14 protein-coding genes are annotated in these 15,984 nt (G+C 44.9%); all 14 read left to right on the top strand.

Annotated elements, in window-relative coordinates:
- The first annotated feature begins 18 nt into the window (after positions 1 to 18).
- Entirely contained in the window at positions 19 to 2,208 is a 2,190-nt protein-coding gene (locus ST37_RS13430; RefSeq protein ID WP_084887210.1) for a polysaccharide biosynthesis tyrosine autokinase, read from the top strand.
- Positions 2,209 to 2,344: 136 nt separating this feature from the next.
- Positions 2,345 to 3,439 carry a hypothetical protein gene (locus ST37_RS13425; RefSeq protein WP_084887208.1) on the top strand — a complete coding sequence of 365 codons (1,095 nt, stop codon included), beginning with the start codon at positions 2,345 to 2,347 and terminating at the stop codon, positions 3,437 to 3,439.
- 22 nt (positions 3,440 to 3,461) lie between these two features.
- Complete coding sequence (locus ST37_RS13420) at positions 3,462 to 4,565, top strand: glycosyltransferase family 4 protein (RefSeq protein ID WP_084887205.1); 1,104 nt, start codon at positions 3,462 to 3,464, stop codon at positions 4,563 to 4,565.
- Between the two features lie 4 nt (positions 4,566 to 4,569).
- On the top strand, positions 4,570 to 5,799 hold the full coding sequence (locus ST37_RS13415) for a hypothetical protein (protein ID WP_143698203.1): 1,230 nt from the start codon (positions 4,570 to 4,572) through the stop codon (positions 5,797 to 5,799).
- Complete coding sequence (locus ST37_RS13410; RefSeq protein ID WP_084887201.1) at positions 5,774 to 6,769, top strand: acyltransferase; 996 nt, start codon at positions 5,774 to 5,776, stop codon at positions 6,767 to 6,769. Before ST37_RS13415 ends, ST37_RS13410 begins: the two co-directional genes overlap by 26 nt.
- Before the next feature lies 1 nt (position 6,770).
- Positions 6,771 to 7,511 (top strand): WecB/TagA/CpsF family glycosyltransferase, encoded by a 741-nt coding sequence (locus tag ST37_RS13405; protein ID WP_084887199.1) that lies wholly within the window; start codon positions 6,771 to 6,773, stop codon positions 7,509 to 7,511.
- Between the two features lie 12 nt (positions 7,512 to 7,523).
- Positions 7,524 to 8,531, top strand: a complete 1,008-nt coding sequence (locus ST37_RS13400) for a hypothetical protein (RefSeq protein WP_084887197.1) — start codon at positions 7,524 to 7,526, stop codon at positions 8,529 to 8,531.
- A 115-nt stretch (positions 8,532 to 8,646) separates the two neighbouring features.
- Positions 8,647 to 9,942 (top strand): oligosaccharide flippase family protein, encoded by a 1,296-nt coding sequence (locus ST37_RS13395; RefSeq protein WP_084887195.1) that lies wholly within the window; start codon positions 8,647 to 8,649, stop codon positions 9,940 to 9,942.
- Positions 9,929 to 10,732 carry a polysaccharide pyruvyl transferase family protein gene (locus ST37_RS13390; protein WP_084887193.1) on the top strand — a complete coding sequence of 268 codons (804 nt, stop codon included), beginning with the start codon at positions 9,929 to 9,931 and terminating at the stop codon, positions 10,730 to 10,732. Before ST37_RS13395 ends, ST37_RS13390 begins: the two co-directional genes overlap by 14 nt.
- 136 nt (positions 10,733 to 10,868) lie before the next feature.
- On the top strand, positions 10,869 to 12,278 hold the full coding sequence (locus tag ST37_RS13385; RefSeq protein WP_084887191.1) for a mannose-1-phosphate guanylyltransferase/mannose-6-phosphate isomerase: 1,410 nt from the start codon (positions 10,869 to 10,871) through the stop codon (positions 12,276 to 12,278).
- Position 12,279: 1 nt separating this feature from the next.
- Positions 12,280 to 13,716, top strand: a complete 1,437-nt coding sequence (locus tag ST37_RS13380; RefSeq protein WP_084887188.1) for a phosphomannomutase — start codon at positions 12,280 to 12,282, stop codon at positions 13,714 to 13,716.
- A 105-nt stretch (positions 13,717 to 13,821) separates the two neighbouring features.
- Positions 13,822 to 14,196 (top strand): hypothetical protein, encoded by a 375-nt coding sequence (locus ST37_RS13375; protein WP_084887186.1) that lies wholly within the window; start codon positions 13,822 to 13,824, stop codon positions 14,194 to 14,196.
- Positions 14,197 to 14,386: 190 nt separating this feature from the next.
- Positions 14,387 to 14,836 (top strand): hypothetical protein, encoded by a 450-nt coding sequence (locus ST37_RS13370; RefSeq protein ID WP_084887184.1) that lies wholly within the window; start codon positions 14,387 to 14,389, stop codon positions 14,834 to 14,836.
- Between the two features lie 56 nt (positions 14,837 to 14,892).
- On the top strand, positions 14,893 to 15,954 hold the full coding sequence (locus ST37_RS13365; RefSeq protein WP_084887182.1) for a glycoside hydrolase family 5 protein: 1,062 nt from the start codon (positions 14,893 to 14,895) through the stop codon (positions 15,952 to 15,954).
- Positions 15,955 to 15,984: the final 30 nt, after the last annotated feature.

The raw sequence follows: 15,984 nt of genomic DNA, 5'->3' as shown, positions 1-15,984 counted from the left end.
GGCGACGAATACGAGAATATGACTATATCTAATCCAGCAATGCAGCGCCCTCTCGCGCTCGATCCTCTCTACTATGTGTCTTTACTGGCAAAGCACTGGTTCAAGATTTCGCTGTTTACTGCGGTTTGCACCGGTATTGCTGTGATGGGCGCACTCTCTATAACACCCACTTATCGAGCGGTATCAACACTGTTTATTGAGTCGTCGCAAAACAATACCGTATCCATTGAAGCGGTAGTGGGGTTGGATACCAGCGCTGATGGCTATTATCAAACCCAGTATGAGATTATGCGCTCTAACGTTGTTGCACGTAAAGTCATCGATGCGCTCAACCTCACTGAGCACCCAGAATTTAATCCCGCGTTAATACTTAAAGAGCCTAACCTACTCGACCGCCTCAAAGAGCAAGTCAAACAACTACCATTAGCGCGAAACTATTTTGCAAAAGAAACACCCCAACCCACAGCAGCTCAGTTGGAAGAAAGTGCGTTTCGCTCTGCATTGTCGACGTTTAAATCTAAGCTGACCATCATACCCATCCCAAAAACCCAGCTGGTCAAAATAGCCTTTGAGTCAGAATCACCGCATATGGCTGCGAACATCGCCAATCAAGTAGGCCAAGCCTACATAGAAAGTAACTTAGATTCGAAACTGCTGGCAACAGAGCAAGCCACCTCGTGGATCAACGAGCAACTTGCCGAATTGCGACAAAAACTGGAAGCGTCTGAACAAGCACTCAATGACTTTTTACAGCAACGAGAGCTTATCGATAACAGTGGCATTGAAGCACTTGCCAGTAATGAGTTGGCCAACTTGACCAATCAACTGGCCAACGCCACTGAAGCTCGTATTCAAGCGCAATCTCTGTATAACGCGCTAAAAGATAACCAAGGTGGAGATTTAACCACTATTTCTGCTATCAATAATCACCCTCAAATTAGAGAAGTTCGCTCAGCCGAAAGTGAAGCTGAACGCAACTTAGCGCAACTCTCGAAACGCTACGGCCCTAAACACGACAAAATGATCCAAGCGCAAGCACAGCTGGCGTCAGCTAAGCAGCGCAGCAACAACGTCGTCAATAAAGTACTGCAAGGGTTAGAAAGCGATCTTAGAACCACTCAATCTCGCGAACAACTGTTGAAACAAGAGCTCAACAACAAAAAGTCGGAGCTTCAGTCGGTTAGCCTTGTAAAGGGGCAATACGACTCGCTCAAACGTGAAGTGGATACGAACGCCAATATTTATGACCTGTTCTTAACGCGTCAAAAAGAGACCAACGCAACTGCCGATTTTAGTACTGCAGACGCCCGCATCAGTGATTTAGCCTTGGTGCCGTCCTCACCATATAAGCCATCACGCTCAAAAATAGTCGCGGTCGCCTTTATTGCTAGCCTATTTGGGGCATGTTTGCTTGTCATCGTGCTCGATACCTTCCGTAAAACCATCACCAATATGCAAGACTTCCAAGAAAAACTCGGTATTTTGCCACTGGTTGCATTGCCAAAAGTGAAAGGTCATAAGAAGAATCACCCCATTACCAAGCAAGGCAAAACTAAAGCCGTGCTCTATGAAATTTACACCGAAAAAGTCGACTCACTTCGCACCGCAATGATCATAAACCAGAATCAAGACCATTATAGCAACGTCACAGTGATCTCCTCATCGCTACCAAATGAAGGCAAAACGTCATCGGCAATCCAGCTGGCTCGTTCATTTGCCAAGTTTGAAAAAGTATTACTGATAGATACTGATTTACGTAAGCCTTCAATTTATAAATGCTTCGATGTCTCTCGCTCACAATTAGGCATAACCAATTACATCCATGCCGATGCAGCATTTGAAGAATGTATTGTTGAAGAGGTTGATCACAACCTAAGCATCGCGGTCTCGGGCATTGCTACCGCCTCGCCTCAACAAACCCTAAACGACGCCAAGTTTAAGCAATTTATCGACACAGCACTGACCCAATTCGACCGTATTATTATCGACACGCCCCCTATGTCATCCATAAGCGATACGTTAATCGTGGGTAGCTTGATAGGCCATGTAACGTTAGTGGTCAAAGCAAACAGCACTAAAACAGAGACGGTTCAGTTTGTGATCGATCAGTTGCATCGCCACAAAATCAAACTGAGTGGCACCGTACTTAATGCAACGTTAGCCAACGACGCAAGAACAGAAGATTACTATTACAACTATTCGCGATAGATACAGCTTTGGTTGCCTGGCAGACGTAAACACGCTCGGTTATGTAAATGCTTTGAAGGATCACAGCATCACCAAGCAGCACTAGTTTCACTCAATCTGATCCCAACATGGACACCGTAGGCGTTAAAGATTAACTATGAATATTCTATTTTTAAGTCACACATTCATTGGAAATAAATACGTTGTGGGCAGCCATCACCTTGCGAAGCAATTGGCAAAGCAAGGGCACAAGGTCATGCACATCCCTCACCCATGGTCGCAGTTGCACCAAATCAAGCGTGGGCCTAGAGAGGCGTTTTTATCGGGCGAAATTGAGCCTAATTTGTGGCAATTTCAAGTGGGTGGTTGGCTACCAAGTAAATGGCATACCATGAGCTTTAGCTATGGTTCACATTCTCGGACACTTGCTAAAGCGATCACTCAACTTGCACAAAAAAACAGTATTCCACACTTTGATGTCTGCTTTGTCGATGATCCTGTGTTTCAAAAGGCGATTCAACATTTGGACTGTCGTAAGGTGATTTATCGCCCCACCGATATTTATACAGAAATGCCCAAAGGGGCAGCATACAAACAGGTCGAACAAAGGCTGATAGAGCAAGCCGATCATGTTGTGGCCACCAGCGAAGCCATTGTTAAGTTCCACCAATTGAATGACCAGCAAGCGAGCGTGCTCAATAACGGGTTCGACTTCAACCATTTTGCCACCTTTACTCGTAATGACTTAGACAGCCAATCCAGCTCTGCGATAAAGGTTGGTTATGTCGGCAGCCTCGATGCGCGGTTTGACGCTCCATTAATCAATAGCGCAGCAAAAGCTTTACCAGACATCGAGTTCTGTATCCATTCACCAGATTTACAGCACACATTGGATATCACGCTGCCAAATCTTAAGCATAAAGGGGCTGTTGACTATCAAGTCTTACCAACCGTTTTGTCCCACTACGACGCGTTAATAATGCCCTTTACATTTACCACCAATAATAAAGGCCGCAGTCCAATGAAGTTTTTTGAGTACGCAGCCACCAACAAGCCGATGATCGTCCCCGATTACTTTGACGATGCCGGCATGCCAGGGGTGTTGCGTTATCAAACGCAAGCGCAGTTTATTGAGCGTATTGCTAACCTAACACCAAACACCCATGTTGAGCGCGATAAGGCACTGCTAAAGCTGCACTGCTGGTCGACTAAAGCAACTCAACTTTTACAGTTATCCAACGCCCTTTCATAACGTTGTAGAGAGTAGAGTATTCATGCGAATTGCCCACGTTGTTAGACAGTTTTACCCCGCCATTGGTGGCTTAGAAAATTTCGTCCTCGATTTAGCGAAAGAGCAAGTGAAACAAGGTATGGACGTTAAAGTTGTCACACTTGATCGACGCTACGACACCGACCAATCGCTCGACGCCGAAGAACGTGTGTTTGGATTGGACATTGTGCGCATTCCTTTTGTGGGCAGTCACCGCTATCCCATTGCGCTCTCAGTGCTCAAGCACCTTGACGATGTGGATGTAATTCATGTGCACGCAGTAGACTTTTTTATTGATTACATCAGTCTCAATAAATTTCGCTTAAAAACCCCCATAGTTTTATCGACCCATGGTGGATTCTTTCATACTAAATTTGCCGCCAATCTTAAAAAGCTCTTTTTTAATACGGTCACCCGTTTCTCACTTCGCTCTGTTGACCAAGTCATGACGTGCAGCTCAAACGATCACAAGATTTTTGAACGCCTCTATCCACACAAAACGCTGCTGATTGAAAATGGTGTTAACACTGACAAGTTTGCCAAGTTTAAAAACGACTCAGCCAACAAGCAGATTCTGTTTATTGGTCGCTTTTCTGACAATAAAAGGGTCGACCTTTTGATTCAGTGGTTTTCGCAGCTCAACCAGCTTGATAACCAATTTAAGTTAGTGATTGCAGGAAAAGATTGGGACAACAATTACCATAAGTTAAAGCAGCAAGTCATAGACTTGGATTTGGCGTCGAAAGTGGAATTTGTTATCGAAGCGAGTGAAGACGAGCTCGCCCAAGTCGTTTCTCAATCGTCATTTATTGCCAGCGCGTCTGAATATGAAGGGTTTGGCATGACCATTATTGAGTGCATGGCCGGTGGGCTTATTCCGATCATGTCCAATATTGACAGTTTTGTCACCATTCACAATAAAACTCAATGCGGCATGCTGATTGACTTTACCAGTAGTGCCAGTGTCAGTGAATTTATTAAAAGCATTAACTTTGATGAGTTAGTAGGAGAAAAATCCCGTTGTATTGAACAATCGCAACTCTACAGCTTTAGTAAAAAAGCCAGTGACTTCACCAAAGTCTACTCAACTTTATCGACACACTCTTAACCAGATGCACTCAAGGACGAGTAAAGTCACCCTTATTTTTGCGTTAGCGATGCTTGCCATTGTTTACAATGGGGTGCTTGCCATTCTTAACGCTCACGCTATGAGTGTAAGTCGTAATCACAGCGTGATCATCGAGCTGTTTATCATTGGTGCTGGACTGGGCTTAGCCTTTATAGAAAAGCCCAATAAAGATGAGATTCTGCCTTACTTATTAATGGTTTCCATTGCGTTGTCGAGCGCCCTTATTTATGTCGCCAACGGCGCTATTCCCATTGAGGCGATCCGCAACTTTCTTATTATTTCGACTTTTACTTTACTCGGCATGAGGGTCGACATCGAAACACTGAATAAATTGGTACTCTACACCACGGTTTTAGTGCTGGTTGTATTGTTGATTGAGACGATTAGCGTTACTACTTATGTGACCATTTTTGAGCCAGCTCAATACTATTTGAGTACTCGAGGAATGGAGATTAAAAGTTTTAACGAGTTGGGGCTATTTGGTAACTCTTTGGCTATCGAAGGGCGATTTAACTTTGGTTTTTTCTCTTCTCATCGCACGTCATCGATATTTTTGGAGCAGGTATCCCTTGCCAATTACTGCTCAGTTGTTGCCATTTACTTGGTCGCGTTTTGGGATACATTTAGCAAAAAACATCGCTACATTATCCTCTTTACGTTGGTCTTCATTGTGTTAACCAACAACAGTAGAACGGCAAGCGCCCTTCTTGTGGTCTGCTTTGCTATCCGGTTTCTGACTTTGTCCAACCCCAAAACGGTTGTCAGTATCAAAAACACATTGATGGCAAGCATTGTGCTATTGGCGACATTTATTGCGTACCAAAACGATTTTCAATATACCGGCGATAACTTTGTCGGGCGTATTAGTCTGGGCATGTCTCACTTTTACGAGCTAGAGGTAATCGAGGTTCTAGGTTTTGGTTACGCCAATCTGAATGAGTACTGGGACAGTGGATACGCGTACTTATTGGCCTCAAACACGATTTTGCTTGCCGCAATGTTCATTTTTTTCATTCACGCATTTTTAACCAATCAAAGCGACAGGGCCATCATCTATTCGACCTTGTTAATCTTCTACATTTCACTCAATTTGCTCATCGGTGGCAATGCCATCTATTCAATGAAAACGTCTCCTATCCTATGGATGGGGTTCGGCCTGATTAAATCTCAACAAAGTAGACCGTACTATGCAAACACGTCTAACAACCTTTGATATCTGTAAGGGAATTGGCATCCTGTTGGTCGTGTTTGGTCACGTCCTAAGAGGATTAGATAACGCTGCTATTGAAGTCCCCTACTTCGACTATGTCGACTCCATAGTGTATAGCTTTCACATGCCGTTATTTTTTGTAATATCGGGCTACTTTATGGCTAAAAGTGTGGCCAAACGCTCAGCATCAACATTAATTACCAGCAAGCTCCACACACTGATGTACCCATACCTAATATGGATGTTGATTCAAGGCTTTATTGAGTTTGCAATGAGCAACTACACCAATGGCAACGTCGAGTTATGGCGGGTATTTGTCGTCTGGCTTCCACGAGCTCACTTTTGGTTTTTATATGTTTTAATGTTGTTTTCCGTGGTCTACATCGTTGCGGCGAATGCTCATCCACGCAATCCAATTATCCTATTTTTTGTCGCTATATTACTTTATTGCTTTCCTGTCGAATTTGAGTCGCAGATCTATTATCTGTACCTCTATATCAAAGATAACTTGGTATTTTTCCTGTTCGGTGCTCTGTTCCCAGCGCTGATCACTAAGACCACTCATTTTCACTCACGCTCCGCCATACTTCTGTCGCTAATTGTGGTAACAATGCTGCAAACCACAAGACTTTACTGGATGCATAGTGAGTCATGGTTCATGCCGTTTGTTCATTACTCTACTGCGGTCAGTTCGATTGCGCTTGTGTTGCAAGTAGCAGGATTTCTCAGTCACACCAAACAGACCTTCTGGACCCAATTAGGGGAACTGTCAATGCCGATTTATTTGGCTCACATTGTCTTTGCTAGCGGGCTGCGGATCGTACTTATCAAACTGGGTATCGACCAACCCTGGCTGCACATTGTAGTGGGTACCGTCGTCGGTATTGCTGGACCCATAATTTTGTACAAACTGTCCAACTCACTCAGATTTAACTCCCTGTTCAACAGTCCATTTTTAAAAACGGCAAGCTAATATGAAACGCTACGATAACCTCGATATGATCACCAAAATCCAATCCGTATCCGATGAAGAGCAGCTGATTGAATCGGTATTGAGCCAGCACGCAACGTTAACCCTTGGTTTTGTCAATCAGCACGGATTTAACCTTTGCTCTGACCCCGCTCTGCTCAACAATTTCATGGATCTAGACGTTTTGCTGCGCGACGGAATAGGGATGAAGATGGCGATGAGCCTGTTTGAACGACCACCGGGTAACAATATGAATGGAACCGATTTGATTCCACGTATTGTGGCTAAAGCACAACAGCAACCCCTCAATGTCATGGCTTTTGGTACTGAAGACCCTTGGTTAAGTAAAGGGGTTTCCAACTTGGGACTCGATGAGCTGTGTAGCGTTAAGCATCACGGCTTTGAGACAATTGATCACTATGTATCGCTCTTTCAGAGGCATCACAACGATGGCCAGCTCAATCTCGTGATTTTGGCGATGGGGATGCCCAAACAAGAGCAACTGGCCAGCGAGATTAAAAAACTGAATCTATCTCGCACCGTGGTGATTTGCGGTGGCGCTGTGCTGGATTTTCAGGCCAACAAAGTAAAACGAGCACCGTCATTCTTTAGGAAAACCGGATTAGAGTGGGCCTATCGACTGGGCAGCGAGCCTAAAAGGATGTTTCGGCGTTACGTTATTGGCATTCCCGTATTCTTCTCACACTTGGTGGCGCTGAAGACGCAGACTGCGTTCAACCGATAGGTAAGTAACACCATGGAATCATCTGTTAGCAGTATCAACAAAACCATCATCATGGACCCGATTTCGGCGGAGAACAATCAGTACATTCATATTGTCTCGAGTCTTCTGGCGCAACGACATGATGTGATCAGTATTAGCACTGCTTTAGCGAAGCCGTTCAGCCTAAAGCGACGCAATACGGTGGCCATTTTAAATTGGTTTGAGTCTAAGGTAAGCCACTCTAGAGCGCCTGTTTTGGGCTTTATAAAATGCGTGGCCATTTTGCTTTACCTAAAGCTTATTTGTTCAACAATAGTGTGGGTGAAACATAACCATAAGCCGCACGACAGCCAAGACGCTCTAGCCAAAAGACTGACCGCGTGGATTACCTACCTATTGAGTCATCTATCCACCAATACCATTACTCACGATCGCGTAGAAGATGTTAACTCTATTGTTGTCCCCCACCCTTTATATTTGCGAGAGCCATACATCGAACACAATCACCGCAGGGACATCGATTTTCTTATCTTTGGCCAGGTCAAAAAGTACAAAAACCTCACCTCACTGTTCGAAATTTGGCCACAAAGTATCGCTTTAACGTTAGTGGGGAAAGCCGAATCTCAGGAGCTACGCGACGAGCTGAATAGCGTCATACAGCGCAGAAACTTAAACATCATTTGGGACGACAGATTCATACCGGATGAAGAGCTGAACGCACTATTACAACGAACTCGATATGCCATTTTGCCGCACAGTGAAGACTCGATGATCGTCTCGGGCGCGTTTTATCATGCCATCACTTACGGATGCAATCTGCTTATGTCGGATAACGCCTTTGCTCGCAACATGGCGGACAAACATCCGTTTTGCCACCTATTGCTTCGAGGTGAGCCTTTGGAGCCACAACTGAACCATGCTCTACAAGCGAGCGTTTGCGCCAATCAACTGATAGAACAGGCATACGAGTGCTACTCGGATCAACAAGTCTTCTTAGGGTTTGAACAAGCTATCTCAGGCTCTAACGGAAGATCGCTATGAGCCGTATACAATCCCCCATTATCTCGAGTAACTCGATGGTAAACAGCCTGTGCACGTATTGCGCTCATAGTGTGTTAAGACTCTTTAATATTCACACGTTGTCACAGAGAAAAGCATGAAAAAAGAAAACATTGTCAAACTGGTTTGGGTTTTCGTCGAAAAAATCGTGCTCACCTTACTGGCGTTTATCTCTAACATTTTGATCATACGAGCACTCGGTGGTGAAGGTTTTGGTGCGCTCAGTTACTACTACCTGATCGTGTACTTAATTTTCACTCTGTCAGATTTGGGTTTTCGCCGTGTCTACTTAAGCATGCGTGATAGTGCCTATAAACGTCAGTTTTTCAACTATTTGCTTAAGACTAAGTTTTTGCTTCTCATTCCATCGACCGCAATAATTTCATATTACCTGCGAGGCAGTATCCCGGATTATCAATTGGTTACTATTGCAGTACTCACACTGCTTCAACCTATCCAAAGTTATTTCTATATTTGCCAATCCAAACTCAAAATCAAGCAGATTTCGTTGTTTCACATTGTGATTGAGAGCATAAGCTCCTTTAGTAAAATCGCTGTTTTTTACGTATCGGACAATATGATTTTCCATGTTGTTCTTATCCACTTCACCGTAAGTATCGTCAAGCTAATTGGTTATTTAATGCTGTCGGAGGAAAACCTTGTACGTGACATGAAGCTGTTTTTCACCCCAATTAAGTCCCGGGTTAAAAAACTCAATTACAGCAATAGTTATCGCGCGCTCTATCTGTTTATGTCGCTTATCTTGCTCACCTACTACAACAAACTCGATCAATTGATCGTGGAAGCAAAGTTTGGTTTTTATGCGCTGGGTATTTATGTAGCCGCATATAAATTTATTGAACAGATCATCTCTTTGCTTGGCATGATTAATTCTTTCTTATTACCAATGATTTCGAACGAAAACAAAGCCGAAAAACTCGAGTCAATCACCACGATTTATATAATTTCTATTGTTGTCTCAATATCTTTAGCCATATTTATGTATGCGTTAGGCGGGCATATAATTCGATTTACGTTAGGTGAAGAGTATAGCGAGAGTATTGCGATACTGGAGCTTCTCGCTATTTCTCTACCAATGCTATTCCTTTCTAACGTTGGTGGGATTTATTATTCAGTGCAAAAAATAGAACACCTCGCATTAATAAGAAACTTCCTATCCTGCGCAGTAATGTTCACTTTAGGTCATCTATTGACTAATAGAATGGGCCTTGAGGGTATTGCAGTCGCTTTGATTGTCACATCATTCTTTAACGTTTTTATTTTTGAAATTCTTCACCGTAAGACACGGTTTAATGTCACTTTAAAAATACAATCTATTAAACAATTATTGTCTATTCACTTTTGGAAAAAGCTAGCCCATGATATCAAGTAAATCACTCATCAATTACTTTGAGAAAAAGCGCCTGTTTTGGTGGGAGCCTAAGGACGGGCGTATAAATGTTGGCGACCATCTATCATATGAGTTGGTCACCTCCGTTTTGAAAATGCATGGAAAGGTCCTTGTAGAACGACAAGCGGCTGGCAAGCTGCTTGGTATTGGATCCATTATGCATTTCGGTAATGACGGCGATACCGTGTGGGGCTCTGGGATTAACGGCAAAATCGATCCTAAAGTCCATACATTTTCATCTTTGGATGTTAGAGCTGTTAGGGGCCCACTCACTAAAGAGTTTCTCGAAAACAGAGGGATCAGTTGCCCTGACGTATTCGGCGACCCTGGAATATTGGCACCACTTTTTTACAATAAACAGTGGATGCAAAACCAACCAGAATCTTGCGATGTACTGCTTATTCGTCACTTTAATGAAGGTAACGACCGATACGATGAACTGGTGGGCGAAGGTACTCGGTTTTTATCTCCAGATTGTCATCCATATCAATTTATTCAAGCGATCGTTAACGCCAAGCGAGTAGTCTCAAGTTCACTACACGGTGTCATTCTCGCCGAGGCCTACGGTATCCCTGCTGTCTACTTTAAAAGCGGTAATGGCGAGCATGACTTTAAATACCACGATTACTACCTAGGCACCGGTCGTCAAGAAGGCGAGTACGCGTTTGCTTCTTCGTTGGAAGAGGCGCTCTCCATCAACAACAAACCGATTGACAAGTTAAATGAGCGACAGCGTGTATTGCTCGAAGCGTTTCCAATTGAGCAGTGGTAAATCTTTAATTATCAATATGATTGTGTCTCATATTGGGCGCAAACAATCACATGTTGATTGACTATACTGAAAGTGACTTTGTTCGAACCAACGCGCTCTTCAAAATGGATTTAAACTCAGATAATCAAGGACAGTTATGATAATTCCCGTCATTATGGCCGGCGGTTCAGGTTCTCGACTGTGGCCCCTTTCGCGCCAAGCCTACCCTAAGCAGTTTTTAAATCTGCAAGGCGACAACACCATGTTGCAAGATACTCTAGCAAGGTTGAATACCTTGCAACACGGTAGCCCAATGGTCATTTGTAATGAAGATCATCGTTTTACGGTTGCAGAGCAATTGCGTCTTCACGGCCACACACAGAACGATATAATTTTGGAGCCCGTAGGACGTAATACTGCGCCAGCCGTGGCGCTAGCTGCGTTTCGGGCGGTTGAAGAAGACTCAGAAGCAACTTTATTGGTGCTTGCCGCAGATCACATCATTAAAGATCCTAAAGCGTTTGTCAGTGCGATCGAGTCTGCCATGCCATTGGCTGAACAAAACGTTCTCGTTACTTTTGGTATTGTTCCTACGACTCCAGAAACTGGCTATGGTTACATTAAACAAGGTCAGCCTATAAAGGGTAGTAACAGCTATATGGTTGATAGCTTTGTTGAAAAACCCGACCTTGCCACCGCACAAGACTATGTCGCAACAGGTAATTATCTGTGGAACAGTGGCATGTTTTTGTTTAAAGCTGCTCAGTATTTGAATGAACTCAAGCAGTATCGTCCAGACATTTACCGAGCGTGTGAGCTCGCCTGTCAGCATACATCAGCGGACCTCGATTTTGTTCGTATTGATCAAGCTGCATTTGAGGCCTGCCCAGACGAGTCCATCGACTACGCCGTGATGGAAAACACCGAAAAAGCCGCCGTAGTCCCCCTAGACTGTGGTTGGAGTGACGTAGGAAGTTGGTCGGCCTTATGGGAAGTAGCAGAGCATGACAATCATCTTAATGCCAGCAAAGGCGACGTGCTAAGCATAGAAACAACGAACTCCTACTTACACTCTACAGAAAAACTTATCGCGACCGTAGGTGTCGACAACCTGATTGTGGTAGAAACCAAAGATGCGGTATTGGTTGCCGACAAAAGCAAGGTTCAGCAAGTTAAACAAATCGTTGATACCATTAAGTCAGAGCAACGCAGCGAATGGCAGCATCACCGAGAAGTTTATCGCCCTTGGGGCAAATTTGATTCCATCGACAATGGTGAGCGCTTTCAAGTGAAACGCATATCGGTTAAGCCAGGCGGAAAATTGTCGGTGCAAATGCATTATCACCGAGCAGAGCATTGGGTTGTGGTGTCAGGAACAGCCAAAGTGCGCATTGGTGAAGAAGAAGTCCTGCTCACCGAAAATCAATCTACCTATATCCCTGTTGGAGAGGTCCATTCCTTAGAAAACCCAGGCCAAATCCCATTGGAGCTCATCGAGGTTCGTTCGGGCTCTTATTTAGAAGAAGACGACATCATCCGCTTAGACGATAAATATGGACGACAATAACATGACCACAGTTTCTACGGTAATTGAACAAGGCAACATTGCGTTTGGTACCAGCGGTGCCCGTGGACTGGTTAGTGATTTTACCGCGCCAATTTGTGCGGCCTTCACCCTAGGGTTTCTTACTTCACAACAGTCAAAGTCGGTTGTAATCGGTATCGATAATCGCCCAAGCAGCCCACTTATTGCGAGCTATTGCGCTTTTGCCGCGCAGTCGCTTGGGTATCAGGTCGAATACTGCGGTGTATTGCCAACGCCGGCTCTCGCTGCATACGCGATGAGCCTTAACATCCCATCCATTATGATCACCGGTAGCCACATCCCGTTTGATCGAAATGGCATCAAGTTCTATCGCGCCGATGGTGAAATCAGCAAGGCCGACGAGCAAGCTATCATTGGTAACCAATACCAGCTGGATGCGCCGCTCATAGCGGAGCTATCGGGGATAGACCAACATTCTCTGCCCAAAGCGTCACACTCAGCCTCGCAATACTACATCGAACGATATACCAAACTATTTGCAAATAATACGCTGAAGAACAAGCGTATAGGAATTTATGAACACTCCAGTGCCGGTCGCGATTTATATGCAACGCTATTTGAACGACTAGGTGCTACCACATTATCGTTAGGGCGAAGTGACGAGTTCGTACCCATTGATACAGAAGCGGTCGCCGCTGAGGATATAGAACAGGCAAAACGCTGGGTGACCGAGCATCAACTGGATGCAGTGTTCTCAACCGATGGAGATGGCGACCGACCGCTTCTTTCGGATGAATCAGGCGAATATTTACGCGGTGACATCTTAGGGCTGTTGGCGGCGAAAGCCTTAGGCATCGATTCGCTCGCGTTACCAGTGAGCTGCAACACCAGCGTTGAAGGATGTGGCGAATTTACTCAGATAATGCGAACCAAAATAGGTTCACCGTACGTAATTGAAGCCTTTGATACACTGTGTCAAACCAGTCGCTGTGTTGCGGGGTTTGAAGCCAATGGCGGATTCTTGCTGGCTAGCGAACTCACTATCAACGGTCAGGCACTGCCTGCTCTTCCAACCCGTGACGCAGTGCTGCCTGTTATCGCGCTGCTGTCTTACGTCGAACACAGTAGCATTCAGGATCAAGTCGCGGCGTTACCCAAGCGGTATACTGCAGCCGATCGATTGCAAGGTATTGAACGAGAAATGTCTGCTCAGTTACTTGAGCAAGCTCTCATTGACGACGCTGCATTTTTGCAATCCGTCGGCCTTGCTCATTTGCAGGTTGTCGATGTTGATCAAACTGACGGCTTGAGGCTGCAGTTAAGCGATCAGAGTTATCTGCATCTTCGTCCTTCGGGTAATGCGCCTGAGTTACGTTGTTACGTTGAAACAGAGTCACCACACAGCTCACAGCAACGAGTGGATGCGGTGTTAGCCGCAATATCAAATCAGCGTAGATAGTAAGGGTAAACAGTGAAGCTGCGCTTAAGGCGCGATATTCAGCGTCCTAGTAACAAACCCAATAGGATGGCATAGAGGCCGTCGCAACAAGTTAGGAGTAAAGATGTGGCGATACGTTATCAGCACCTTGTTTTTTTGATAATTGTACTCGGTGGTGGAGCATCTTTACTTAAGAGCAGCGGGCTCATTGCTTTACAGTTTGGCGAGTTTGAACGTAACGTGGGCGGCGCCTCTGTACTGCATTGCGCCGTGGCCCTGTTATTAGGTTTTTCCACAGCAGGTTGGGTATCGCAACGTTCGAACGAGACACTTAAGTTAACCATGCTAGCGCTTCCTTTTGTATTGGTAACGCTGGATGAGAGCTCACAAGCTCTGATTGCAACCCGTCAATTCTCATGGCTAGATCTGACACTTAACATTACGTGTTTGATTATTGGCATTGGGTTTTATCGGCTGTTGAAAGTCAAGCAAGGTGAATAGTTCGTGCGAGTATAATATTGTCGTCTTCTGTGCAAATAACTCGTTATTTACTCACCACATAATGAGTACCTAAATAGAACAAGGTTACCTACAGTCTTATACGTTCTGTGTGGCGTTTACAACGACTCACCCGAAAGTCATCAGCGCTCAAATTTAATAAGCACCACCAACACTCGGTAAAGTTTCGTATATGTTTGAATCCATATTATTGGTATGCACCGCAAATGTATGCCGCTCACCTCTTGCTGAAGCGCTGTTCAAACAGCACCTTCCAGCTAAACACATTGCTTCTGCTGGTATTAAAGTGGATGCCTTAGGCTATGGAGGCCGTCCTGCCGATGTCGGAGCAATAGACATCGCTAAACAGTTTTCACTTAACCTAGAGCAGCACGGTGCGCAGCAGTTGACCGCTGAGCTTGCCGAACAGTTTGACCTCATACTGGTGATGAACCCAACCCACCAACAACAAGTTCTGGAGACTGCGCCAACCTTAGGTGCCAAAACTCTGTTGGTCGGACAATGGATTGGATTAAGCGCCATTGATGACCCATTTAATCAAGATACCGCGGCGTTTGAACGGTGTTACCACGACTTACATCGTGCCACCCTATCTTGGAAAGATAAGCTAAAAACCAGTTAGTTGAGTTGTCCATTATGAATAGACAGTCGCAGTACTAGCGCCATTAGGAGTTACCCATGAAACGCACTCATGTTTCTGCCTGTATTGCACTATCACTAAGTATTACCTTCCCCACCACTGGATTTTCATCAACCAAAGGGCTCGCTAATAAGGCGGTTACCCCGGTAAACAAAAATGGAACCTATTATGGCGTCAATTTAGCGGGCCCTGGATTTGGCAACAATAAGCTTCCGGGCCGATATGGATACAACTACATCTACCCGAAGCCCAGTGAGATGGACTATTTTATTGAAAAAGGAATGAATGTCTTTCGGCTAACGTTTCGATGGGAACGGATCCAGCACAGCTTGAAATCAGACTTAGACCAAGCAGAACTGCAACGTTTGACAGCAGCTGTTGACTACGCCACTACCAATGGTACTAGCGTTATTCTCGACATTCACAATTACGCTCGTTATCACGGGGAAGTTGTTGGAGGAGATTCAGTATCTTTTGACGACCTAGCAGATGTATGGAGAAAACTTGCTTCACATTTCAAACATAACCCTGCGGTCATCATAGGGTTGATGAACGAACCCCATGGAATGCCGACAGAACAGTGGAGAGACGCGGCAAATGTTGCAATTGCCGCTATTCGTGACGCAGGATCCGAGCACTTAATTTTGGTTCCTGGCAATGGGTACAGCGGTGGGCACTCTTGGTACAGTGATTGGTACGGTACACCTAACGCTACCGTTATGGCTACCATCGTCGATCCAGCCGACAATCTCGCCTTTGAAATCCATCAGTACTTCGACTCAAACTCGTCAGGTACGTCATTTGATTGTGTCGATACCGAAGTTGGCCGCCGCCGCTTGGCTAAAGTAACCCAATGGATGCGAGACCATGGACAACGCGCTTTTCTAGGTGAGTTTGGTGCTGCCGATAACCCAACTTGTATGGCTGCGTTGGACAATACTCTCGCATACATTGATGCCAATCAAGACGTTTGGCTAGGATGGACTTGGTGGGCTGCCGGAGCTTGGTGGGGCAGCTATCCATTTTCAATCTCACCAAAATCAGGACAAGATAAGCCACAGATGGCTGTGTTGGAGCAATATACCCAACAGCTTAACTAGTTTTTGGGTTAGTACTGAATGAACAAGCTC

Origin of the sequence: Vibrio sp. qd031 (assembly GCF_002100145.1) — a bacterium.
Taxonomy (GTDB): Bacteria; Pseudomonadota; Gammaproteobacteria; order Enterobacterales; family Vibrionaceae; genus Vibrio.
This window is presented reverse-complemented; position numbering and strand designations above follow the sequence as displayed.

Excerpts from the sequence above, each read along its gene's own strand:
- ST37_RS13410 (WP_084887201.1), top strand. The coding sequence starts at position 5,774 with ATGCAAACACGTCTAACAACCTTTGATATCTGTAAGGGAATTGGCATC.
- ST37_RS13415 (WP_143698203.1), top strand. The coding sequence starts at position 4,570 with ATGCACTCAAGGACGAGTAAAGTCACCCTTATTTTTGCGTTAGCGATG.
- ST37_RS13405 (WP_084887199.1), top strand. The coding sequence starts at position 6,771 with ATGAAACGCTACGATAACCTCGATATGATCACCAAAATCCAATCCGTA.
- ST37_RS13365 (WP_084887182.1), top strand. The coding sequence starts at position 14,893 with ATGAAACGCACTCATGTTTCTGCCTGTATTGCACTATCACTAAGTATT.
- ST37_RS13430 (WP_084887210.1), top strand. The coding sequence starts at position 19 with ATGACTATATCTAATCCAGCAATGCAGCGCCCTCTCGCGCTCGATCCT.
- ST37_RS13385 (WP_084887191.1), top strand. The coding sequence starts at position 10,869 with ATGATAATTCCCGTCATTATGGCCGGCGGTTCAGGTTCTCGACTGTGG.
- ST37_RS13380 (WP_084887188.1), top strand. The coding sequence starts at position 12,280 with ATGACCACAGTTTCTACGGTAATTGAACAAGGCAACATTGCGTTTGGT.
- ST37_RS13400 (WP_084887197.1), top strand. The coding sequence starts at position 7,524 with ATGGAATCATCTGTTAGCAGTATCAACAAAACCATCATCATGGACCCG.
- ST37_RS13370 (WP_084887184.1), top strand. The coding sequence starts at position 14,387 with ATGTTTGAATCCATATTATTGGTATGCACCGCAAATGTATGCCGCTCA.
- ST37_RS13395 (WP_084887195.1), top strand. The coding sequence starts at position 8,647 with ATGAAAAAAGAAAACATTGTCAAACTGGTTTGGGTTTTCGTCGAAAAA.
- ST37_RS13420 (WP_084887205.1), top strand. The coding sequence starts at position 3,462 with ATGCGAATTGCCCACGTTGTTAGACAGTTTTACCCCGCCATTGGTGGC.
- ST37_RS13390 (WP_084887193.1), top strand. The coding sequence starts at position 9,929 with ATGATATCAAGTAAATCACTCATCAATTACTTTGAGAAAAAGCGCCTG.
- ST37_RS13425 (WP_084887208.1), top strand. The coding sequence starts at position 2,345 with ATGAATATTCTATTTTTAAGTCACACATTCATTGGAAATAAATACGTT.